The organism is Pseudaquabacterium terrae (assembly GCF_013266755.1).
GTDB lineage: Bacteria > Pseudomonadota > Gammaproteobacteria > Burkholderiales > Burkholderiaceae_C > Pseudaquabacterium > Pseudaquabacterium terrae.
This window is the reverse complement of the sequence record NZ_JABRWJ010000015.1, coordinates 22,029-43,998: the sequence shown is the minus strand read 5'-3', so window position 1 is coordinate 43,998 and position 21,970 is coordinate 22,029. Positions and strand designations below refer to the sequence as shown.

The following is a 21,970-nucleotide window of genomic DNA, read 5'->3' as shown; positions in this document are numbered from 1 at the left end:
CTTGGCGCGGCCGGCGCCGCAGCGCGACAATGCGGCCTCGCAATCGGCGCGCCCGATGACCGAGACAGCCTTACCGCCCCAACCTACCAGCGATGCCGAGTTCGCAGACCGGCTGCAGGCGTCGATACGGGCGCTGGCCGAAGGGCGGCACGCGCAAGGTGCCGATGAAGCCCAGCTGGCGATCGAGCGGGCGCAGCTGCAGTCGCTGCCGGCCGCCGAGCTGGCCCGCGCCTTCCACCTGCTGGCCACCCATCAATGGCGGCTCGGCCTGTTCGAGGACGCCGCGCTCACCGCCCGCCGCGCGCTGGTGCTGTGGCAGCAGCTGGCCGATCCCGGCCCGAGCTGCGAAACCCACTGCCTGATCGCCACCGCCTTCACCGAGTTGGGCCTGTACGAGGAAGCCTTGCGCCACGCCGCCGCCGCCTTCGACCTGGCGCGCCGTCATCGCCTGCCCGCGCGCGAGATCGAGGCGCTGAACCGGCTCGGCATCTGCCACGAGCGGCTGGGCGACCCCGAGCGCGGCGAGCAATACCTGCTCAGCGCGTTGCAGCAGGCCCGCCAGGTGGGTGACGAAGGCGCCGAGATGATGGCGCTGAACAACCTGGCCGCGACCGGCATCGGCGCCTATCACCTGCTGAGCCAGCGCGGCGAGAACGCCAGCGCGCATGCCTTCCTGCAGCGCAGCCGCGTGCACGCCGAGGCGGTCTTGCTGCTGGTCGATCGCGGCGCCGATGCCTATCGCCAGGGCGTCGTGCGCGGCAACCTCGGCGAGATCCTGTCGCTGCTCGGCGAGTTCGACGCCGGCGAGACGCTGCTGCAGGGCACGATCGAACTGGCGCGCGAGCGCGGCTACCGCGCCGTCGAGCTGCGCACGCGCTACAACCTCGGCGAGCTGCGCATGATGCAGGGCCGGCACGCCGATGCGCTGACCGAGCTGCAGGCAACGCTCGAAGGCCTACGCCAGCACGACCACGCGATCACGCGCATGCGCGTGCACCGCGCGCTGCACCAGTCGTACAAGGCGCTCGGCCAGTTCGAGCCGGCGCTGAAGCACTTCGAGGCCTACCACGCAATGGAGATGCAGCGGCTGTCGCTGCAGGCGCGCGCGCAAGCCCGGCTGATGGTCAACCGGCAGGACATCGACCTGGCGCTCGCCTCGGCGCCGGCGCCGTTCGCCAGCGCGCCGATGCCGCTGCAGCGCGGCTGAACGCCGCCGGGCGCCCACCCCCCGGCGTGATGCCGGTCACGAATCCCCGCCCCCGCTCCCCCGGGCTTGCGGGGAAGGCAGCGGCCGGCGGCACGCCTAGCATCGAATCCCATGAAGTCCGACCGTTCCCTCGCCGCCCTGAAGGATCGCGCCGAGCGCGGTCTGCCCGAAGGTTTTGCGCGCCAGGCGCTGACGCTCGCGATGCGCGCGCTCGACGCCGCCGAGCTGCGCGGCCGACCGGCCGACGTCAGCAACGCGCTGGCGCAGGTCGCACGCTGCCTGAAGGCGCTCGGCGCGTTCGGTGCGGCCGAGGACTACCTGATGCAGTCGCTGCGCTGGACCGTGCTGGTGCCGGGCACCGACGCGCGCGTCGACCTGGTCTGCGAGCTGTCCGAGGTCACCTGCGCGATCGCTGAAGCCGCGCAGGCCGCCGGCGAGGACGATCCCCAGGTCATGCGCAATGCGCTCGAGCGTGCGCGTGACCATGCCTTCGAGGCCGCCAGCCTGGCCGGCCAGACCAGCGACGCGCAGTGGGAAGTCAAGGTGCTGCTGCGCATCAGCGACGTGCTCGAGCGCTGCGGCGACCACGACGATGCCGCGACGATGCAGAACCGCGCGATCAGCCTGATGGGCCTGAACGGCGACCTGGCGCGCGCCGCACGGGATGCCGGCGGCGAGCTGCCGCTGGCGCCGGGGTCGACGCTGCTGATGTAGCGCGGCGCGGGGCCGACATCCTAGGCCGAGGCGGCCGCGAAACGGAAGCGATAGCAGGTGCCGAAGCCGGGCGGCGGTGGCACGGCCGCGAACGATCCGCCATGGATCGCGGCGATCTTCTCGACCACGCGGTGCCCGAGCCCGAGCCCGAGCGCATGCGTGCCCGTGGCGGCCGGCGGCGCGTCCGGCGGCTGGTGCGCGCCGTCGTCGCACACCTGCAGCCAGCCGGCCGCGGCATCGAGCTGCACCTCGACGCGGCTGCCGCGCGGCGTGTGCGCGAGCGCGTTGTCGATCAGGTTGCGCAAGGCCATCTCGAGCAGCAGCGCATGCCCGTCGATGGTCCACGCCGCCGGCGCGGCGACGCCGAGCTCGTGGCCGCTGTCGAGCGCTGCCTGGCCGTACTCGGCGACCACCCGCCGCGCCAGCGCGGCCAGGTCGAGCGGCGCCGCGGCTTCGGCCAGCTCCGCGCGGCTGGCGCGGGCCAATGCCAGCAGCTCGGTCAGCAACTGCCCGGCGCGCAGCGCGTCGTGCTCGATGCGCTGCAACGACTCCTGCCGCTCGGGCTCAGCCATCGCGCCGCGCAGCGCACCCGCATGCAGGCTCAACGACGCCAGCGGCGTGCGCAGCTCATGCGCCAGCTCGCTCGCCAGCTGCTGTTCGCGGCCCAGCGCCGCGTGGTAGCGCGCCACCAGCGTGTTGATCGCGTCGGCCAGCGCTGCGAGCTCGTGCGGGCGCTCGGCGGGGGCCAGCGGCGTCGCGCGCTGCACGTCGAGCGCATGCACCTGTTGCGACAGCGCGTTCAACGGCTCCAGGCCGCGCCGGATCGCCAGGCCCAGCACCAGCGTCAGGACCGGCAGGAACCACCAGCCCGGCTCGATCACCTGGGTGCCGATGTCCCAGGCCAGGTCGTCGCGCTCGGCCATGCTCAGCAGCACCATCACGCGCCGGCTGCGGTCGTGCTTCCAGCGCGTGAAGGTGCGCCACTCGCTGGCCGGCGTGCCCAGCGACAGGTTGGCGAAGCCTTCGCCGACCTCGAAGGGCGGCGCCGGCGCATCGCCGGTGCGGCTGATCACGCGACCCTGCGCATCCCACACGACAACGCTCATCGAGCGCTGGTAGTCGTGATCGCGCATCGACGAGCCGCCGCCGTCGATGCCGACCAGCGGCTCGCGCACCTCGTCGAACTGGTTGCTGGTCTGGCTCAGCAGCAAAGCGGCGACGCTCGCCAGGTGCCCGTCGGTCAGTTCGTCGGCTTCGTGCTGTCCGGTCGCGAAGCCGATCAGCGCAAAGCCGATCCAGACCAGCACGAAGGCGCCGATCGCCCAGGCGAGCAGCCGGCCCAGCAGCGTGCGCGGTGCGCGCATCGTCATTCGGCGGGCACGAAGTAGCCGACGCCGCGCAGCGTGCGGATCACGCCCTCGCCGAGCTTGCGGCGCAGCCGGTGCACGTGCACCTCGATCGCGTTGCTGTCGGGGCCGCTGTCCCAGTCGTACAGCCGCGCCTCGAGCTGCTGGCGCGACAGCACGCGCGGCCGCACCTCGGCCAGTGCCAGCAGCACGTCGAACTCGCGCGCCGACAGCTCGACCGGCCGGCCGGCCCGCTGCGCGGTGCGCGTCGCCGGCTCGAGCACGGTGTCGCCGATGTGCAGGCCGGGCAGCGCCCGGCCGGCGGCACGGCGGCGCAGCGCCCGCATGCGCGCGGCCAGCTCGTCGCGGTCGAACGGCTTGGTGACGTAGTCGTCGGCGCCGAGATCGAGCGCCGCGATGCGCGCGGCCACCGCATCACGTGCGGTCATCACCAGCACCGGCAGCTGCGGGTCCGGCAGGCCGCCGGGCGGGCTGCGGCGCAGCCGCTGCAGCAGCGTGCTGCCATCGCCGTCGGGCAGGCCCAGGTCCAGCAGCAGCAGGTCGAACGCCTCGGCCTGCAGCGCGGCCCAGCCCTGCGCCAGCGTCGCGCAGCGGTCGACCGCGCAGCCCTGCTGGCGCAGATGAGCACGCAAGCCCTCGGCAATGCCGTCGTCGTCCTCGACCACCAAGACCCGCATGCAGCGATTGTCCGCGCGGCGCGGCGCTTAAGCCTGTCTTAAGCGGCCGGGCCTACCTTGCGCGCCGATGCAAGCACGCCCTTTCCCCTCGGTGGCCACGGCCGCCCTGTCGATCCCGCTGCTGCTGGCCTGGGAGGCCAGCGGCGGCGACCGGCTGGTGGCCGGACTGGCCGGCGGCCCGCTGGGATTCGCCTGGCGCGAACACTGGCTGTTGACCTCGCTGCTGCACGAAGGCGGCCGGCGCGTCTCGTGGGCGCTGGTGCTGGCGCTGTCACTGGGCGTATGGTGGCCCGTCGGCCCGCTGCGGCAGCTGGACAGCGCGCGCCGCATGCAGCTGGCGGCCACGCCCCTCGCCGCCGCGCTGGCGGTCGCGCTGCCGAAGGGCCTGAACGCGACCAGCTGCCCCTGGGACCTGGCCGACTTCGGCGGCGTGGCGCAGCGGGTCGACCATTGGATCGGCTTCCTGCACTCGGACGGCGGCAGCGGCCACTGCTTCCCGGCCGGCCACGCCAGCGCCGGCTTCTGCTTTTTCGGCGGCTATTTCGTGTTTCGGACCGACCAGCCGGCGCTGGCCCGCGCCTGGTTCGCCGCGGCGCTGCTGGCCGGCCTGGTCTTCGGACTGGCGCAGCAATGGCGCGGGGCGCACTTCATGAGCCACACGCTGTGGAGCGGCTGGCTGTGCTGGGTCATCGCCGGCTGCGCCGATCTGTTGTATCGGCGGACCACCGCCGCGTCGCCGGTCCCATGCTGAGCGACCGCGCACGCAGCCCCGGCCGGCACGGCTGGTCGCCGATCACGCTGGCCCTGCTGGGCTGCCTATGGATGGCCAGCGCCGGCAACCTGGCGCTGTGGCGTGCGTTGCACCGGCTGGGCGCGCTCGATGGCTGGCGCGGTGCGGCGTTGGCTGCCGGCGTCGCGCTGGCGATCGGCGCGGCGCTGGCGCTGGTGCTCGCGCCGTTCGCCTGGCGCCGGTCGCTGAAGCCCGCGCTCGCGCTGCTGCTGCTGGCCGCCGCCGCCGGCAGCCATTTCATGTGGGCCTACGGCATCGTCATCGACAGCACGATGCTGGCCAACGTGCTGCAGACCGACCTGCACGAAGCGCGCGACCTGCTGAGCGGGCGCCTGCTGCTGACGCTCACTTTGCTCGGCATCGTTCCGGCCTGGTGGATCGTGCGCGCGCCGGTCGACTGGGGACGCTGGCCGGGCCGGCTGCGCGCCAACCTGCTGCTGTTCGCCGGCGCGCTGGCCGTTCTGGTGGGCACCGTGCTGGCGGCCTACCAGCCGCTGGCGGCGCTGTCGCGCGGGCACCGCGAGCTGCGGCACCTGGTCAACCCGCTCAACAGCCTGCAGGCGCTGGCCAAGCTCGGCGTCGGCCGGCCGGCGCAGGCGACCACGCGCCAGCCGCTGGGCACCGATGCGCGCATCGCAGCACTGGCCGGCCGCACCGACCGCGCACCGCTGCTCGTGCTGGTGCTCGGCGAGACCGCGCGCGCTGACCACTTCGCGCTCAACGGCTATGCGCGCCCGACGACGCCGGCGCTGGCCGCGCTGGACGTCACCAGCCAGCGCAATGCCTGGTCCTGCGGCACCAGCACCGCCGCGTCGGTGCCCTGCATGTTCTCGCACCTCGCGCGCGAGGAATTCGACAGCCGCGACGCCGACCACGACACGCTCGTCGACGTGCTGCAGCACGCCGGCCTGGCGGTGCTGTGGCTGGACAACCAGGCCGGCTGCAAAGGGGTGTGCGACCGCGTGCCGAACGTCAACACCAGCGCGCTGCGGCACCCGACGCTGTGCCCCGACGGCGAGTGCCTCGACGAGATCCTGCTCGACGGGCTCGACAAGCGCCTGGCCGCGCTGCCGGTCGAGCGCCGCGCGCGCGGCACGGTGCTGGTGCTGCACCAGATGGGCAGCCACGGCCCGGCCTATCACCGGCGCTCGCCGCCCGACGCCAAGCACTTCCAGCCGGAGTGCCGCAGCGTGGCGCTGCAGGACTGCGAGCACCCGGCGCTGGTCAATGCCTACGACAACAGCATCGCCTACACCGACCGCTTCCTGGCCGCGACGATCCGCTGGCTGCAGGCCCGCGGCGAGGCCGCCGACAGCGCGCTGCTCTACGTCGCCGACCACGGCGAATCGCTGGGCGAGCACAACCTCTACCTGCATGGCCTGCCGTACGCCGTCGCGCCGGACGTGCAGAAGCACGTCGCCTGGATCAGCTGGTTCTCGCCCGCCTTCGCGCGACGCAGCGGCGTGGCCGCCGGCTGCCTGCAGCAACGCCGCGACGAGCGGCTCGGCCACGAGCACTATTTCCACTCGGTGCTCGGCTTGCTCGACGTGCAGACCAGCGCCTACCGGCCCGAGCGCGACTTCTACCGCGCCTGCCGCCAGCCCTGAACGGCACGCCGGCGACAGCATGGCGGCGCGAAACTTGCGGCACACTCGGCGCACACCCGACGCCGGAGAGAGCATGCAAGCGCCCGCGAGGTTCCTGGTGATCATCGACAGCGACGGTGCCAGCACCGCGATGCTGTTCACCGCCGCGCGCGTTCGCGTCGCCGAGTTCGACGCCGGGACGGAAGAGATTGCAGTGATGACCACCGGCCTGGCGCCGACCCGCAGCGCCGGCGCACCCGAGTGGGACCGCGCGCTCGCCGGCAGCACGCCGACGGCGCGCGCCGCAGCCGAGGTCTACGAGCTCGACGTCTGACGGAATTCGCGCGGCGTCGCGTGCAGCAGCGCGCGGAAGGCCGCGGTGTACGCCGCCGCACTGCCGAAGCCGAGCCGGTGCGCGATCTGCTTGACCGAGCGTCCCGCGTCCCGCGCTCAGCGCGTCGAGCGAGCCGACGATGCGCGCGCGCTGCCGCCACGCGCGAAAGCTCATGCCGAGCTCGGCGCTGAAATGGCGGCTGAAGCTGCGCTCGGACATCGCCGCCAGCGCCGCGCAATCGGCGAGCGTCGCCTGCCAGCGCGGCTTCGCGCAGATCGCTGGCCAGTGCCGGCGTCTCGCGCAGCGCGTGCAGCAGCAGCCGCGCGGCCAGGCGTTGCAGCGTTGCGTCGCCGTTGGCCTCGAACGGCAGCAGCGTGCCGCGTGCATGCGTTCGGGCCAGCACAGCGAAGCCCGCGCCGGGCGAAGGCGCTGCGGCGGCTTGGCGCTTCGGCGATGCTTTCTGGCGTTCGATCGTCGACATGCCGCGGCAGTATCGCCGCATGCACACCGACACCGCCCTCGTCCACCTCGGCCGCGAGACGGCCGCCGCCGCCGTCAACCCGCCGATCGTGCGCGCATCGACCATCGTCTTCGACCGCCTCGCGGCCTACAAGCAGGCGCAACACGGGCGGCTCTTCGATGCGCCGCGCTACGGCCGTTCCGGCACCGCGACGACGTTCGAGCTGCAGCGCACGATGGCCGCGCTCGAAGGCACCGAGGCCTGCATCGCCACGGCCAGCGGACTCGCGGCGCTCACCGCCGTGCTCGCGGCGCATGCCGGCCCGGGGCGTCACCTGCTGCTGTGCGCCGGCCTCTACGGTCCGGCGCGGACGTACGCCGAGACCGAGCTGGCCCGCGCTGGAACGCTGATCGAGACCTTCGCGCACGACGAGGACATCACGCACCGGCTGCGCAGCACGACCAGCCTGGTCTGCGTCGAGACGCCGGCCTCGCTGACGATGCAGATGCTCGACCTGCGTGCGATCTGCGCCGCAGCGTCCGCGCGCGGCATTCCGGTGGCTTGCGATTCGACCTGGGGCACGCCGGTGTTCTTTCGACCGCATGCGCTCGGCATCAGCCTGTCGATCCATGCGGCGACCAAGTTCATCGGCGGGCATTCGGACGGCCTGCTCGGCCTGATCACCGGCACGCACGACGCGATGGCGCCCGTGCGCTCCTACTGCGACCGCAGCGGCACGCATGCGACGCCCGACGCCTGCTGGATGGCGCTGCGCGGGCTGCGCACGCTGGCCGTGCGCATGCGGCGTCATCAGGAAACGGCCTTGGCGGTCGCGCACTGGCTGCAGACGCGACCCGAGGTCCGTCGTGTCTTGTACCCTGCGCTCGAGTCGGATCCAGGCCACGCGCTGTGGCGGCAGCAGTTCAGCGGCGCCGGCGGACCATTCAGCATCGAGCTGCAGCCGTGCAGCGAAGCGCAATTCGCGCGCCTCGTCGATGGACTGCAGCTGTTCTCGCTCGGCACCAGCTGGGGCGGTTTCGAAAGCCTGGTGCTGCCCGCCGTGCCGCACCACCTGCGCGGCCTGACAACGCTTCCCGACGAAGGACGGCTGGTGCGCCTGCACGTCGGCCTCGAAGATGCCGGCGACCTGTGCGACGACCTCGCGCAGGCCTTCGCGCAGATGTGAGCGCCCTCAGCGCGCCAGCACCGGCTTCAGCGCCCGCCCGGTGTGCGTGCCGCGCGCGACCAGCAGCTCCGGCGGCCCGGCCGCGACCACCGTGCCGCCGGCGTTGCCGCCTTCGGGGCCGAGGTCGAGCACCCAGTCGGCTTCGGCGATGACGTCGAGGTCGTGCTCGATGACGACCACGCTGTGGCCGCCGTCGACCAGCCGGTGCAGCACGCGGATCAGCTTCTCGACGTCGGCCATGTGCAGGCCGACGGTCGGCTCGTCGAGCACGTACAGCGTGTGCGGCGGCTTGTTGCCGCGGCGCGTGATGTCGTCGCGCACCTTCGACAGCTCGGTCACGAGCTTGATGCGCTGCGCCTCGCCGCCGGACAGCGTCGGCGACGGCTGGCCCAAGGTCAGGTAGCCGAGGCCGACGTCCTGCAGCAGCTTCAGCGGATGCGCGATCGTCGGCATCGAGGCGAAGAACTCGACCGCCTCGTCGACCTCCATCCGCAGCACCTCGCCGATGCTTTTTCCGCGCCAGCTGACAGCCAGCGTCTCGGGGTTGAAACGCATGCCGTGGCACTGGTCGCACGGCACCTTGACGTCGGGCAGGAAGCTCATCTCGATCGTGCGCACGCCCTGGCCTTCGCACGCGGCGCAGCGGCCGTCGCCGGTGTTGAAACTGAAACGCGCGGCCGCGTAGCCGCGCGCCTTGGCTTCCAGCGTCTCGGTGAACAGCCGGCGCACGGGATCCCAGAAGCCGATGTAGGTCGCCGGGCAGGAACGCGGCGTCTTGCCGATCGGCGTCTGGTCGACCTCGAGCACGCGGTCGATGATCTCGTAGCCGGTCAGGCCCGTGCAGCCGGTGAGCGCGAGGCCCTTGCCGGCCAGCGAGTCGCGGCCCGCCTTGGTGCCCTTCAGCGTCACCGCGGTCTGCACGGTGGCCAGCAGCACGTCGCGCGCCAGCGTGCTCTTGCCGGAGCCCGAGACGCCGGTCACCGCGACCAGCCGCTGCAGCGGCACCTGCACGTTGATCTGCTTCAGGTTGTGCAGCTCGGCACCCTGCAGCCCGAGCTGGAAGGTCGCCAGGTTGACGGTGCGCCGCGGCTGCAGCGGGTGCTTCAGCGGATGCGCGAGGAAGCGGCCGGTCAGCGAATCGGGATGCCGCGCCAGCTCCTCCGAGCGCCCTTGAGCGATCAGCCGGCCGCCGCGCTTGCCGGCGCCGGGCCCGATGTCGATGATGTGGTCGGCGCGGCGGATCGTGTCCTCGTCGTGCTCGACGACGACCAGCGTATTGCCCTGGTCCGACAGCCGGCCGAGCGCTTTGAGCAATATGCCGTTGTCGCGCGGATGCAGGCCGATCGTCGGCTCGTCGAGCACGTAGCAGACACCTTGCAGGTTGCTGCCGAGCTGCGCGGCCAGGCGGATGCGCTGCGCCTCGCCGCCGGACAAGGTCGGCGCCGCGCGGTCCAGCGTCAGATAACCGAGGCCCACTTCTTCGAGGAACTCGAGCCGGTTGCGGATCTCGACGACCACGTCGCGCGCGATCGCCGCATCACGGCCGATCAGCTTCAGCCCTTCGACCCACTGCCGCGCCTCGCCGACCGACCACTGCGCGACCGTCGTGATCGCCTGGGTGTCGAAGCGGATCGCGCGCGACACCGGGTTCAGCCGCGTGCCCTCGCAATCGGGGCAGGGCTCGCCGCCCAGGCCTTCGGGCTCGATCTCTTCCGACGGGAAGCTCTGCTCGCGGCCCTTGTCGTCGTCGTTGCGCACCGAGTCGTCGTAGGCCTTGCGCTGCTCGCGCGTCAAGGTCAGCCCGGTGCCGACGCAGGTGGTGCACCAGCCGTGCTTGCTGTTGTACGAGAACATGCGCGGGTCGAGCTCGGGGTAGCTCGTGCCGCATTGCGGGCAGGCGCGCTTGGTCGAGAAGACCTTCAGCGCGCCGATGCGGCCGGTGGCGCCGCCGGTGGCCATCGCGCCGGCCAGCCCGTCCAGCGGCGCCAGCAGGTGCAGCACGCCCTTGCCGAGCTCCAGCGTCTTCGCCAGCAGCTCCCGCAGCGCGGTCTCGTCGTCGGCATGGACGATCACGTCGCCGACCGGCAGCTCGATCGTGTGTTCCTTGAAGCGGTCGATGCGCGGCCACGGGTCGACCTTCAGGAACTCACCGTCGACGCGCAGGTGCGAGTGGCCACGCGCCTTGGCCCATTTCGCGAGGTCGGTGTAGACACCCTTGCGGTTGACCACCAGCGGCGCGAGCAGGCCGACGTGCTGGCCCTTGTAGTCGCGCAGCAGCTGCGCGGCGATGCTCTCGACGCTTTGCGGCCGCACCTCGGCGCCGTCGTTGACGCAGTACTGCAGCCCCAGCTTGACCCACAGCAGGCGCAGGAAGTGCCAGACCTCGGTGGTCGTCGCCACCGTGCTCTTGCGCCCGCCGCGCGACAGCCGCTGCTCGATCGCCACCGTCGGCGGGATGCCGTAGACCGCGTCGACCTCGGGCCGCCCGGCCGGCTGCACGATGCTGCGCGCATAGGCGTTCAGCGATTCGAGGTAGCGCCGCTGGCCCTCGTTGAACAGGATGTCGAAGGCCAGCGTGCTCTTGCCCGAGCCGGAGACGCCGGTGATGACGCTGAACTTGCCGCGCGGGATGTCGACGTTCAGCGACTTCAGGTTGTGTTCCCTGGCGTTGACGATGCGGATCGATTGATCGATCAGCTTGCGCGCATCACGCGCGGCCTTGGCGACCAGCTGCAGCGGGCGCCCCTCCTCGACCCGGTGGCCGCCGACGCCGAGCGCCGTCTCGTACTCGCGAAGTGCGCGGCCGGTGTGCGAGCTGCCATGCGCCTTGACGTCCTCCGGCGTGCCGGTGCAGACGATCTCGCCGCCGCCCTCGCCGCCTTCGGGCCCGAGGTCGACGATCCAGTCGGCACTGCGGATGACGTCGAGGTTGTGCTCGATGACGATCAGCGAGTGGCCGGCCTCGAGCAGCTTGCGCAAGCTGCGCATCAGCTTCGCGATGTCGTCGAAGTGCAGCCCGGTGGTCGGCTCGTCGAACAGGAACAGCGTGCCCTTCTTCGCCGCCGGCTGCCGCGGCCCGCTCGCCGCCTCGGCCAGGAAGCCGGCCAGCTTCAGCCGCTGCGCCTCGCCGCCGGACAAGGTCGGCACCGGCTGGCCGAGCCGCACGTAGTCGAGGCCGACGTCGACGATCGGCTGCAGCCGCGCGATCACGCCGATGTCGCCGCTGAAGACGATGCAGGCTTCGGCGACGGTGAGCTCCAGCACGTCGGCCACCGACAGCTGGTACGGCCCGCGCGTCAGCTTCACCTCGAGCAGCTCGGCGCGGAAGCGCTTGCCGTCGCAATCCGGGCAGCGCAGGTAGACGTCGGACAGGAACTGCATCTCGACGTGCTCGAAGCCCGAGCCGCCGCAGGTCGCGCAGCGCCCGTCGCCGGCATTGAAGCTGAACATGCCGGCGCCGTAGTTGCGCTCGAGCGCCAGCGGCGCCTGCGCGAACAGCTTGCGCACTTCGTCGAAGGCGCCGACGTAGGACACCGGGTTCGAGCGCGCGGTCTTGCCGATCGGGCTCTGGTCGACGAACACCACGTCGGCGAGCCAGTCGGTGCCGAGCAGCCGGTCGTGCTCGCCGGCGCCTTCGGTCGGCTTGCCGAAGTGGCGCAGCAGCGCCGGCACCAGCACGTCCTGCACCAGCGTGCTCTTGCCCGAGCCCGAGACGCCGGTGACCACCGTCAGCCGCTGCAGCGGGAGCTCGACGTGCACGTTCTTCAGGTTGTGCTCGCGCGCGCCTTCGAGGATCAGCTTCGGCGTCGCCTCGTTGACGAAACGCCGGATGCCGATGCCGACGTGCTTGCGCGCGCCGAGGTAGGCGCCGGTCAGCGTGTCGGCGTAGCGCGCCTCGTCGGGCGTGCCGTCGAAGACGATCTGCCCGCCGCGCTCGCCGGGGCCGGGGCCCATGTCGATCAGCCGGTCAGCGGCCAGCATCACCGCCGGATCGTGCTCGACGACGACCAGCGTATTGCCGGCGTCGCGCAGCCGGTGCATCGCCTCGACGATGCGGTTCATGTCGCGCGGATGCAGGCCGATCGACGGTTCGTCGAGCACGAACATCGTATTGACCAGCGAGGTGCCGAGCGCCGTCGTCAGGTTGATGCGCTGCACCTCGCCGCCGGACAGCGTGCGGCTCTGGCGGTCCAGCGTCAGGTAGCCGAGGCCGACGTCGCAAAGGTAGCGCATGCGCGTGCGGATCTCGTCGAGCAGCAGCTTCAGCGCTTCGTCGAGCATCGTGGTGGGCAACGACAGCCCGTCGAAGAAGCGCCGCAGCCGATCGATCGGCAGCAGCATCAGGTCGTGCAGCGCCAGCCCCGGCAAGGCTTCGAGCTGTGCGCGCGACCACGTCGTGCCCCGCGGCAGGAAGCGCTTGTCGCCCGCCATCACGCCATCGGCATCGGCGCGCGACCCCAGCCGCCACAGCAGCGCCTCGGTCTTCAGCCGCGCGCCGCCGCAGCTCTCGCAGGGCGTGTAGCTGCGGTACTTCGACAAGAGCACGCGGATGTGCATTTTGTAGGCCTTGCTCTCCAGGTAGCCGAAGAAGCGGCGCACGCCGTACCACTGCTGATTCCACTTGCCGGTCCAGTGCGGCGAGCCTTCGATGACCCAGTCGCGCTGCGCCTGCGACAGCTGGCTCCACGCGGTGTCGCGCGGGATGCCGGCCTCGCCGGCGTACTTGATCAGGTCGTCCTGGCACTCCTTCCAGGCCGGTGTCTGCAGCGGCTTGATCGCGCCGGCGCGCAAGGTCTTGCGGTGGTCCGGGATCACCAGGCCGAAGTCGACGCCGATCACCCGGCCGAAACCGCGGCAGGCCTCGCAGGCGCCGAAGGCCGAGTTGAAGCTGAAGAGGGCCGGCTGCGGGTCGGCGTAGCGCAGGTCGCTGTCGGGGCAGTGCAGGCCGGTCGAATAACGCCACAGTTCAGCGGCGTCGCCATTCGTGGAAGCGTAGGCGTTGACGCGGCCGCTGCCGCGGCGCAGCGACAGCTCGATCGCCTCGATCACCCGCGCCTTCTCGGTGCCGGCGATCCGAAAGCGGTCGGCCACGACATCGAGCAGCTTGCGGTGATTGACGATGCGTTCGGCCTGCACGCGCGTGAAGCCGCTGGCGGACAGCCACTGCTCGACCTCGTCGGGCGTGACGTTCTCCGGCAGCTCGACCGGGAAGGTGATGACGATGCGCGGATCACCCGCCGCCGCTGCCCGCTCGACCAGATCGGCGTAGATCGTCTCCGGCGAATCGTGCCGCACGCGCTGCGCCGTCTGCTGGTCGAACAGCTCGGCCGCGCGCGCGAACAGCAGCTTCAGGTGGTCGTTCAGCTCGGTCATCGTGCCGACCGTCGAGCGCGAGGTGCGCACCGGATTGGTCTGGTCGATGGCGATCGCCGGCGGCACGCCGTCGACCTTGTCGACCGCCGGCCGGTCCATGCGGTCGAGGAACTGGCGCGCGTAGGCGCTGAAGGTCTCGACGTAGCGGCGCTGGCCTTCGGCGTACAGCGTGTCGAAGACCAGGCTCGACTTGCCCGAGCCCGAGGGCCCGGTGACCACCGTCATCTCGCCGGTGCGGATGTCGAGGTCGAGGTTCTTCAGGTTGTGCTGGCGTGCGCCGCGGATGCGGATCAGGCCGGCACCGGAGCGGAGGGAGTCGGGCGGGAGATCGCGGCCGGTCATGGGGCGCTCGGGACGGCCCACGAGGGGGCGGAGCGGGGCATTCTATGCAGCCGACCCTGACCTTCCTGCGCTGTCGGGCGGGCCCCGCATCCCTGCTGACAACGGGGTGTCAGCAGCGCGGCGCGCGCCCGCCACGGCGCGGATCGAGCAATCGATCACCGGTCCTGCGGTTCCTACGTAATGACGAAACCCCGGTTGCTGAGCACAGAATGCACGTCACAAAAGGAGACAAGGCATGAAAGCGTGGCAGTTGTGGGGCTGGCTGATTGCATTGGGCTTGTGGCAGGGCGCCGCGACGGCGCAGATCAAGGTCGGGCAGACCGCGGGCTTCACCGGCCCGGTCGCCGCCGGCGTCAAGGAGATCACCGAAGGCGCGAAGCTCTACCTCGACGCGGTCAACGCCAAGGGCGGCGTCGCCGGCCAGCCGATCGAGTTGCTGTCGCTCGACGACAACTTCAAGCCCGAACGCGCCGCCGAGAACGCCAAGAAGCTGATCGACCAGGGCGTGGTCGCGCTGTTCCTGACCCGCGGCACGCCGCACTCGCAGGCCATCCTGCCGCTGCTGGCCGAGCACAAGCTGCCGCTGATCGGCCCGTCGACCGGCGCGATGGCGCTGCACCAGCCGGTCAACCCGTGGGTCTACAACGTGCGCGCCACCTACCAGCGCGAAGCCGAGCGCGCGGTGCAGCACCTGGCCTCGATCGGCATGCAGAAGATCGCGATCATCCAGGTCGACGATCCGTTCGGCGCCGATGCCGCGATCGGCGCGCTGAAGGGCTTCAAGATCGCCGCGCAGGCGCCGGTGCTGCACGAGAAGTACAACCGCAGCAAGCCCGACTTCAGCGCCATCGTGCCGAAGGTCGTCGCCTCGCAGGCGCAGGCGGTGATGTTCATCGGCTCGGGCGACGCGGTCGTCGACGGCGTCAACCAGTTGCGAACGGCCGGCTCGCGGGCCCAGCTGGTGACCTTGTCGAACAATGCGTCGACGGGCTTCGTCAAGTCGCTGAAGGACCATGCGCGCGGCACCATCGTCAGCCAGGTGTTCCCGTACGAACGTTCGCTGGCCGCGCCGATCGTCAAGGAAGCCCACGACCTGGCGGTCGCCAAGGGCCTGGGCGAGGTGTCGCCGGCGATGCTCGAAGGCTTCGCGGCCGCCAAGGTGCTGGTCGAAGGCCTGCGCCGCGCCGGCAAGGATGCCAGCCGCAGCGGCCTGCAGCGGGCGCTCGACAGCATGAACCGGGTCGACATCGGCGGGCTCGAGGTCAGCTACTCGCCGAGCGACCACACCGGCCTGGTCTATTCGGAACTGTCGATCGTCGGCGCGGACGGTCGCTTCAAACGTTAGGCGGCTGAAGCCATGCGGCCCGATCCCCACCGCAGTCCGTAGCGCGCCGGAAGCGCTGCGATGGCCGACGAGCACCTGCGCGAGCGCCTGCAGCGGCTGGAGCGCGTCGCCGCCGGCTCGCGCGACGGCTACTGGGAACGTGACCTGCTGCACGACACCAGCTGGTACTCGCCGAGCTTTCGCGAGCTGTTCGGTTTTGCGCCCGAGGCGCTGCCGGACGACCGCGATGTCGTCAACGCCCGCGTTCATCCCGACGACCTGCCGGAATTCCTCGCCCGCTACCAGCAGGCGCTCGCGACGCTCGGCCACTTCACCTACGAGCTGCGCTACCTCGATGCACGCGACCAGTGGCGCTGGGTGCGCGGCCGCGGCCGCGTCTGGCCGGGCGATGACGGGCGGCCGGCCTTCATCACCGGCGCGGTCAGCGACGTGCATGCCGAGAAGAGCGCGCAGCAATCGCTGCTGGCGCTGACGCGGCGCTTCGAGCGCGCGGTCGACGCGTCGGCCGAAGGCCTGTTCGAGCGCGTGCTCGGCGAGCCGGGCCTCTACATGACCGACCGCTACCTCGAGCTGATCGGCTTCCGCCGCGAGGATGCGCCGACCGCGCCCGAAGCGCTGCTCGAACGGCTGCATCCGGACGACCACGAGCGCTTCCGCCAGGTCGTCGGCGCGGCGATGCGCGCGGGCCGGCGCTGGGAGCTCGACTACCGCTTCCGCCACGGCGGCGGCGAATACCGCTGGTATCGCCAGCGTGGCCGCGCCGAGCGCCTGCCCGACGGCCGCAAACTGCTCACCGGCATGCTGGCCGACGTGCACGAGCAGACGCTGCAGCGCCACGAGCTCGAGGGCACGCGCGCGCAACTCGAGGCGCTGGTGGCCGAGCGCACCGCGCGGCTCGAATCGGCGCTGAAGCTGGCGCGCGAGCGGCAGATCGAGGCCGAGCGCGCGAATGCCGCGAAATCGCGCTTCGTCGCCCACATGAGCCACGAGATCCGCACGCCGCTGAACGGCGTGCTCGGCATGCTCGAGCTGGCGCAGCGCGTCGCGACGCTGCCCGAGCAGCAGCGGTACCTGGAGACCGCGCGGCGCTCGGGCGAGACGCTGCTGCAGGTGATCAACGCGGTGCTCGATTTCTCGCGCGTCGAGGCCGGCCACGCCGAGCTGAAGCCGCGCCCGTTCGACCTCGTGCAGGCGCTGATCGCGACGATGCGCGGCATGATGCCGATGGTGCGCGAGCGCGGCGTCAAGCTGATGTTCGACTGGGTCGGCCGCGACGGGCCGGTGATCGGCGACGAACGCGCGCTGCGCCAGATCGCCACCAACCTGATCGGCAATGCCGCGAAGTTCACGCAGCGCGGCCAGATCGGCGTGACCGTCAACGTGATGGACGCGCCCGACGGGCTGCTCGATGTCACGCTCGCCGTCGAGGACACCGGCCCCGGCATTCCGCCGGCGCGGCGCGAGCGCATCTTCGACGCCTTCGAGCAAGGCGACGACAGCCTGGCGCGCGAGCACGGCGGCACCGGCCTGGGCCTGGCGATCTCGCGCGCGCTGGCGCTCGACATGGGCGGCGACATCACGCTCGACAGCCCGCCCTCCGGCGGCGCGCGCTTCACGCTGAAGCTGCGCCTGGCGCCGGCGCCCGGCAACATGCCGCTGGCGGCGCCGCGCCGCCGCGGCATGGCCTGGCTGGTCAGCACCTCCACCGCCGGCGGCGAGTGGCTGGCGCGCCGGCTGCGGCGCCTGGGCTGGCAGGTTCGGCTGCTGGCCAGCCTCGATCAGGTGCTGCAGGCCGCCGAACAGCAGCGGCCGCAACTGGTGCTGCTGTCGGAGTTCTCGCTGCACACCGGCCTCGACCTGGCGCCGCTGCGGCACGCGCTGCCCGGCGTTCCCATGCACCTGCTGATCCGGCCCGACTGGCACGACCCGGGGCTCGAAGCGCAGGCGCGCCACCTCGGCATCGGGCGCGCGGTGACGCCGATGGCGCCGGCGGTGCTGGCGCAGTTCGACGACATGGAGGCCACGCGGGCGGCCGATGCCGCCACGGCCCCGCGCCCCGCGCCGACACCCGACCTGCCGCGCTGGCCGGCCGGCGCCGAGGTGCTGCTGGTCGAGGACAACCCGGTGAACCAGATGATCGGCCAGGAATTCCTGCGCACCCTCGGGCTCGCGGTGCGCACCGCCGGCGACGGCGCGCAGGCGGTGGACGCCTGCCTCGACCGGCCGCCGACGCTGGTGCTGATGGACCTGCAGATGCCGGGTATGGACGGGCTGGAGGCCACCCGCCGGCTGCGCGAGCTGCAGCGCGCCGGCCGCTGGCCCGGGGCGCCGATCATCGCGTTGACGGCGCATGCCGGTGCCAGCGACCGCAACGCCTGCCTGGCCGCCGGCATGGACGGCGTGCTGACGAAGCCGCTGGCGCTGGAGGTGCTGCGCAAGGCGCTCAGCCAGTGGCTGAATTCGCCGCGCAGCAGCGGCTAGCGCCGAGCGAGCGGCTCAGGCCGTGCCGGCGAAGAAGCGCTCGACCAGCGCGAACTGCTCCGGCGTGTTCAGCGCCGGCGCATGGCCGCAGCCGTCGATCGTCACGACGACGGCCTGCGGGCCGCGCGAGCGCATCGCGTCGGCGACGTCGGGCAGCAGCAGGTCCGAATCGATGCCGCGCAGCACCAGCACCGGCAGCTCGAGGCTGTCCCAGGCGTCCCACTGGTCGTAGTCGTTCGGATGGGCGATGAACTGGCGCACGATCGCCGGGTCGTAGTGCGACGTCACGCGGCCATCGGGCAGGCGGCGGGTGCTGGTCTCGGTCAGCCGCCGCCACTGCGCATCGCTCAGCCAGCCGTAGGGCTTGTAGACGGTGCGGAAGTACTGCTCCAGCTCGCCGACCGTCGCGAAGGCCTCCGGATGGCCGACGTAGTTGCGAATGCGCTGCAACGCCGGCGGCGCCACCTCGGCGCCGATGTCGTTGATCAGCAGGCGGCGGATGCGGCCGCGCAGCCGCGTCGCCGCCGACTTCAACCCGATCGCACCGCCCATCGAGGTGCCGAGCCAATGGCACTGCCGGATGCCGAGCTGGTCGACCAGCGATTCGGCGAGGCGGGCATAGAAGTCGAGGCAGTACTCGGCATCCGGATCCGGGCTCCATTGCGACAGGCCGCGGCCGATCGTGTCCGGGCAGATCACGCGGTAGCGCGTGCTGAGCTGCGCGGCGATGTCGTCCATGTCGCGGCAGGTGCGCGCGAGGCCGTGCCAGGCGATCACCACCTCGTCGTGCTGCGCACCCCACTCGACGTAGTGCAGCTCGCGCCCTTCGCAGCGCAGGTAGTGGGAGCTGAAGGCGCTCATCGCTCGCAGTCCTTGGATCAGTCCGGCACGGTCAGCGTGGTGCCGCTCATCGTGATGGCATTGGCGGCGGCCGGCGCCGCTGCAATGGCCGGCACGTTGGCCGCCGTCAGGGCCGGCGCAGTGCCCGGCGTGCCGCCGCGCGGCACGGTGCGCACGACCTGGCTCGCCGGCAGCGCCGTGCCGTTCTTCAAGTGCGCGTACATCGCGTCGAGCGCCCGGTTCAGGTACAGGTGCAGCGGCACGTAGCGGCTGTCGTAACCCGGCAGCAGCGCGGGCAGGCCGATGAAGCCGTCGAAGTGCTGGGCGTTGGCAACCTCGATGTACGACAGCTTGCTGGCCGCGCCCTCGACCTTCTTGTTCAGCGCCGTGTAGGGCCGCGAGGTGTGGTTCACCGGCAGCAGCGCATCGGCGCGGCCGTGCACGATCAGCGCCGGCTTGCCGCGCAGGTTGCCGCTGCGCCGGGTTTCGTCGAGACCGCTGCGCAGCGCCTGCGCCGGCGCGCTGCTGCCGCTCAGCAGATCACGCAGGCACAACGCGCCGTCGAGGTTGAAGTCCTGCCGCATCGTCGACGGCGAGAACGAGAACAGGTCGCGCAACGGCGCGCCGGGGCTCAGGTTGTTGATCAGCTGCACGCCGGACGACGGCGGCACGCCGTTGCCGGTGGCGGCCATCGTCGCCAGCGGCGCCGGCGCCAGCGCATTCGGCACGCCGGCGGCGGTGGTCGAGCCGTAGCTGTAGCCGCAGAGATGGTCCTTGACGCTCGAGCGCGACAACGAATTGGCGAAAGTCACCGTGACCGCCGACGCGACCTCGAAGGCCGCGTGCGAGGCATGCAGGATCGCGGCCTCCGGCTCCCAGCCGTAGTCGCGCAGCTTCTGCAGCGCCTCGTCGGCCTGCGCGGCCGGGGTGTCGGCGGCCAGCAGGCCCTTGGCCTTCAGCGACGCACAGCGGTTGGTCGCGAACGCGGCGACAACGAAGGCCGCGCCGGGCGCGCCGGCCGTCTGCGTCGACAGCGCGGCGCAGCTCTGGAACAGGTTGGCATAGCTGGTGAAGTCGACCAGCGTCTTCGCCGCCAGCGGCACCGGCGCGACACCGCGCTGCACCGTGACGCCCGGGTTGGCCGGCAGCTCGACCGCCGGCTCGGCGACCGCGACACCATCGATCAGCCCACCGGCGTCGGCTTCGGCCGCGGCGATCGCGGCGCCGCCACCATTGGAGATGCTGGACGCGATCACCAGCGTGTTCGAGGCCTTCAGCCGCCGCTCGCGTTGGCCGTTATCGAGCAGCGCGCCGTACTTCTCGTTGAGCGCCCAGAACGCGAACTCGACCGCCTGCAGCGTGGACGTACCCCAATCCTTCTCGGGGTTCTGCTGCGAATGCGCATGCTTGAAGGCGAAGCGGTTCGGCGTCGCGGTGTTCAGCGCAGCAAGCTCGGCGGCGGTCAGGTTGGCGCGGAACTGTGCGGTCGCGCCGGCGCTGGCGGCGCTGGAGCGCGTGCCGTCGATCAGCGGCACGGTGTCGTTGGCCAGATCGTGCGGCGCGCCGCCGGTGCCCTTGTCGGTGTAGGCCACCGCGCAGCCGCGCTTCAGGCCCCACTCGCCGGTGGAGATGCCGCCGTAGACGCCGCGCGAGCCGGACGACGTGGCCGTCACGATGCACGCGTTGTCGGGCGAGAAGCTGTCGGGGATCTGCACCATCAGCGTGACGTTGCGGCGTCCGCTGCCGTCGTCGCTGAACGTGAGCAGCTCGGTTCCGGCGATCTTGCCTTCGCTGGTCGGCGCAGTGCCTTCGGCGGTGATGCCGGGGCCGTAGAAGACGCCATAGCCGCCGTTCGCCGTCATGTCGACCAGCGCACGGTAGTTGTTGTAGATCGTCAGCCGGCGCAGCTCGGCGGCGGTCGGCGTCGCCGAGGTCGTCGGCGCCACCGCCGAGGCCAGGCCGCTGCGGCCGAGGCCGGCCGTCAGCAGGTCGTCGGCATTGCCGTCGTAGCTGGTGCTGCGCACCGTGCCGATATAGGCCGGCTTGGCGTTGAACTCGATCACCGGCCCGCTGGTGACCTCGGTGTCGTCGCCGCATGCGGCGAGCAGGGTGGCCGCTGCGGCACAGATCAGCAGCTTGCGCTGTCTTGTCATCACGATGATGTGTCCTTGTTGTTGAAGATCAGGCCGCGGCCCGCTGCAGCGCCCGCGCGCGCAGCTTGCCGACGATGCCGGTGGGGAAGTGGTAGACCGACAGCACGAACAGCACGCCGAGCCACAGCAGCCAGCGGTCGGGCGAGACCAGGCTGGACAGCACCGGCACGTTGGCCAGCGCCGTCTCGCCGATCTTCAGCAGGTCCTGCAGGTAGTTCTGCGCCAGCACGAAGAGCACCGCGCCGACCACTGCGCCGTACATCGTGCCCATGCCGCCGATGACGACGATCAACAGGATGTCGAGCATGATCTCGAAGCTCAGCGTGGTGTCGGGGCCGGTGTAGCGCAGCCACAGGGCCAGCAAGGCGCCGGCGACGGTCGCGAACAGGGCCGCCATCACGTTGCTCAAGGTGCGATAGACGACGGTGCGGTAGCCGATCGCCTCGGCCCGGAAGTCGTTCTCGCGGATCGCCTGCAGCACGCGGCCGAACGGCGAGTTGACGATGCGCAGCAAGGCCAGGAACAGCACCAGCACGACGACGAACAGCAGGTAGTAGCTGAACAGCTTGCCGTCGACCATCACGCCGAGGATCGGCTCCTCGAAGAGCTCGAACGAGGGACTCAGCACGCCCGGGTTCTTGAAGGTCAGGCCGTCCTCGCCGCCGGTCAGGTCCGACAGCTGCGAGGCCAGCGTCTGGAACGCGGCCGCGACGGCCAAGGTGATCATCGCGTAGAAGATCGCCTTGACGCGCAGCGAGAACAGGCCAATCACCAGCGACAGCACCAGCGAGATCACCAGCGCGATGCCGAGACCGGCCAGCACCGCGCCGAAGCCCTCGCCGAGCCGCGTGCTGGCGATCGCGACGCCATAGGCGCCGATGCCGAAGAACATCGTGTGCGCGAAGCTGACGATGCCGGTGTAGCCGAGCAGCAGGTCGTAGCTGGCCACCAGCAGCACGAAGACCAGCATCTTCGCGGCGACGCTGAGCGCCTTGCTGCCGGGGAAGGCGAACGGCGCGACCGCCAGCGCGATCAGGATGATGACCAGCGCGATCGCCAGCCAGCGGCTTTTCGGCAGGTCGTGGGAGAGGATTCGGTTCAGCATCGCCAGGGCC

The 21,970-nt window shown here is 71.4% G+C and carries 15 protein-coding genes; 8 read left to right on the top strand and 7 right to left on the bottom strand.

Going from position 1 to position 21,970, the window contains the following annotated elements; all coding sequences use genetic code 11:
* Positions 1–55 precede the first annotated feature (55 nt).
* Positions 56–1,207: a tetratricopeptide repeat protein gene (locus tag HLB44_RS33410; RefSeq protein ID WP_173134050.1), complete on the top strand. Its 1,152-nt coding sequence runs from the start codon at positions 56–58 to the stop codon at positions 1,205–1,207.
* 111 nt (positions 1,208–1,318) lie between these two features.
* A complete protein-coding gene (locus HLB44_RS33405; RefSeq protein WP_173134047.1) occupies positions 1,319–1,921 on the top strand; it encodes a hypothetical protein in 603 nt (200 codons plus the stop codon).
* Positions 1,922–1,941: 20 nt separating this feature from the next.
* Here the strand turns inward: HLB44_RS33405 and HLB44_RS33400 are convergent, their stop codons facing one another.
* Both HLB44_RS33400 and HLB44_RS33395 read right to left on the bottom strand, forming a co-directional pair.
* A complete protein-coding gene (locus tag HLB44_RS33400) occupies positions 1,942–3,291 on the bottom strand; it encodes a histidine kinase dimerization/phospho-acceptor domain-containing protein (protein WP_173134044.1) in 1,350 nt (449 codons plus the stop codon).
* Positions 3,288–3,965: a response regulator transcription factor gene (locus HLB44_RS33395; RefSeq protein ID WP_173134041.1), complete on the bottom strand. Its 678-nt coding sequence runs from the start codon at positions 3,963–3,965 to the stop codon at positions 3,288–3,290. The genes HLB44_RS33400 and HLB44_RS33395 overlap by 4 nt, the downstream gene beginning before the upstream one ends.
* Positions 3,966–4,032: 67 nt before the next feature.
* Here HLB44_RS33395 and HLB44_RS33390 point away from each other — a divergent pair, with 67 nt between their 5' ends.
* The 3 genes from HLB44_RS33390 (at position 4,033) to HLB44_RS33380 (ending at position 6,675) form a co-directional block, all read left to right on the top strand.
* Positions 4,033–4,716 (top strand): phosphatase PAP2 family protein, encoded by a 684-nt coding sequence (locus HLB44_RS33390; protein WP_173134038.1) that lies wholly within the window; start codon positions 4,033–4,035, stop codon positions 4,714–4,716.
* Positions 4,710–6,362 (top strand): phosphoethanolamine transferase, encoded by a 1,653-nt coding sequence (locus HLB44_RS33385; RefSeq protein WP_173134035.1) that lies wholly within the window; start codon positions 4,710–4,712, stop codon positions 6,360–6,362. Before HLB44_RS33390 ends, HLB44_RS33385 begins: the two co-directional genes overlap by 7 nt.
* A 73-nt stretch (positions 6,363–6,435) precedes the next feature.
* Positions 6,436–6,675, top strand: a complete 240-nt coding sequence (locus HLB44_RS33380) for a hypothetical protein (RefSeq protein WP_173134031.1) — start codon at positions 6,436–6,438, stop codon at positions 6,673–6,675.
* Here the strand turns inward: HLB44_RS33380 and HLB44_RS38430 are convergent.
* The gene (locus tag HLB44_RS38430) at positions 6,657–6,761 is read right to left on the bottom strand and encodes a hypothetical protein (protein ID WP_425500892.1); all 105 of its coding nucleotides are present in this window, start codon (positions 6,759–6,761) and stop codon (positions 6,657–6,659) included. The two genes, HLB44_RS33380 and HLB44_RS38430, sit on opposite strands and share 19 nt — an antisense overlap.
* 414 nt (positions 6,762–7,175) lie before the next feature.
* On the opposite strand from HLB44_RS38430, the gene HLB44_RS33370 reads away from it, so the two are divergent.
* The gene (locus tag HLB44_RS33370) at positions 7,176–8,321 is read left to right on the top strand and encodes a trans-sulfuration enzyme family protein (RefSeq protein ID WP_173134029.1); all 1,146 of its coding nucleotides are present in this window, start codon (positions 7,176–7,178) and stop codon (positions 8,319–8,321) included.
* A gap of 6 nt (positions 8,322–8,327) precedes the next feature.
* On the opposite strand, the gene uvrA is transcribed toward HLB44_RS33370, so the two are convergent.
* Positions 8,328–14,036, bottom strand: coding sequence for an excinuclease ABC subunit UvrA (gene uvrA / locus HLB44_RS33365; protein WP_173134023.1), 5,709 nt, complete (start codon positions 14,034–14,036; stop codon positions 8,328–8,330).
* A gap of 235 nt (positions 14,037–14,271) precedes the next feature.
* Here uvrA and HLB44_RS33360 point away from each other — a divergent pair, with 235 nt between their 5' ends.
* Together HLB44_RS33360 and HLB44_RS33355 are read left to right on the top strand one after the other, a co-directional pair.
* Positions 14,272–15,381: an ABC transporter substrate-binding protein gene (locus tag HLB44_RS33360; RefSeq protein WP_173134020.1), complete on the top strand. Its 1,110-nt coding sequence runs from the start codon at positions 14,272–14,274 to the stop codon at positions 15,379–15,381.
* A 60-nt stretch (positions 15,382–15,441) separates the two neighbouring features.
* Positions 15,442–17,862 (top strand): PAS domain-containing sensor histidine kinase, encoded by a 2,421-nt coding sequence (locus HLB44_RS33355; protein ID WP_173134017.1) that lies wholly within the window; start codon positions 15,442–15,444, stop codon positions 17,860–17,862.
* A 15-nt stretch (positions 17,863–17,877) separates the two neighbouring features.
* On the opposite strand, the gene HLB44_RS33350 is transcribed toward HLB44_RS33355, so the two are convergent.
* From HLB44_RS33350 to HLB44_RS33340, 3 genes are read right to left on the bottom strand one after another with little or no spacing between them, the layout of a single operon-like run.
* Positions 17,878–18,723 (bottom strand): alpha/beta fold hydrolase, encoded by an 846-nt coding sequence (locus HLB44_RS33350; protein ID WP_173134014.1) that lies wholly within the window; start codon positions 18,721–18,723, stop codon positions 17,878–17,880.
* Positions 18,724–18,740: 17 nt separating this feature from the next.
* A complete protein-coding gene (locus tag HLB44_RS33345; protein WP_173134011.1) occupies positions 18,741–20,855 on the bottom strand; it encodes a 3-hydroxybutyrate oligomer hydrolase family protein in 2,115 nt (704 codons plus the stop codon).
* 28 nt (positions 20,856–20,883) lie between these two features.
* Positions 20,884–21,960 (bottom strand): branched-chain amino acid ABC transporter permease, encoded by a 1,077-nt coding sequence (locus HLB44_RS33340; protein ID WP_173134008.1) that lies wholly within the window; start codon positions 21,958–21,960, stop codon positions 20,884–20,886.
* Positions 21,961–21,970 lie beyond the last annotated feature (10 nt).

Excerpts from the sequence above, each read along its gene's own strand:
- HLB44_RS33405 (WP_173134047.1), top strand. The coding sequence starts at position 1,319 with ATGAAGTCCGACCGTTCCCTCGCCGCCCTGAAGGATCGCGCCGAGCGC.
- HLB44_RS33390 (WP_173134038.1), top strand. The coding sequence starts at position 4,033 with ATGCAAGCACGCCCTTTCCCCTCGGTGGCCACGGCCGCCCTGTCGATC.
- HLB44_RS33355 (WP_173134017.1), top strand. The coding sequence starts at position 15,442 with ATGGCCGACGAGCACCTGCGCGAGCGCCTGCAGCGGCTGGAGCGCGTC.
- HLB44_RS33385 (WP_173134035.1), top strand. The coding sequence starts at position 4,710 with ATGCTGAGCGACCGCGCACGCAGCCCCGGCCGGCACGGCTGGTCGCCG.
- HLB44_RS33360 (WP_173134020.1), top strand. The coding sequence starts at position 14,272 with ATGAAAGCGTGGCAGTTGTGGGGCTGGCTGATTGCATTGGGCTTGTGG.
- HLB44_RS33395 (WP_173134041.1), bottom strand. The coding sequence starts at position 3,965 with ATGCGGGTCTTGGTGGTCGAGGACGACGACGGCATTGCCGAGGGCTTG.
- HLB44_RS33400 (WP_173134044.1), bottom strand. The coding sequence starts at position 3,291 with ATGACGATGCGCGCACCGCGCACGCTGCTGGGCCGGCTGCTCGCCTGG.
- HLB44_RS33340 (WP_173134008.1), bottom strand. The coding sequence starts at position 21,960 with ATGCTGAACCGAATCCTCTCCCACGACCTGCCGAAAAGCCGCTGGCTG.
- HLB44_RS33380 (WP_173134031.1), top strand. The coding sequence starts at position 6,436 with ATGCAAGCGCCCGCGAGGTTCCTGGTGATCATCGACAGCGACGGTGCC.
- HLB44_RS33345 (WP_173134011.1), bottom strand. The coding sequence starts at position 20,855 with ATGACAAGACAGCGCAAGCTGCTGATCTGTGCCGCAGCGGCCACCCTG.
- HLB44_RS33370 (WP_173134029.1), top strand. The coding sequence starts at position 7,176 with ATGCACACCGACACCGCCCTCGTCCACCTCGGCCGCGAGACGGCCGCC.
- HLB44_RS33350 (WP_173134014.1), bottom strand. The coding sequence starts at position 18,723 with ATGAGCGCCTTCAGCTCCCACTACCTGCGCTGCGAAGGGCGCGAGCTG.
- HLB44_RS33410 (WP_173134050.1), top strand. The coding sequence starts at position 56 with ATGACCGAGACAGCCTTACCGCCCCAACCTACCAGCGATGCCGAGTTC.
- uvrA (WP_173134023.1), bottom strand. The coding sequence starts at position 14,036 with ATGACCGGCCGCGATCTCCCGCCCGACTCCCTCCGCTCCGGTGCCGGC.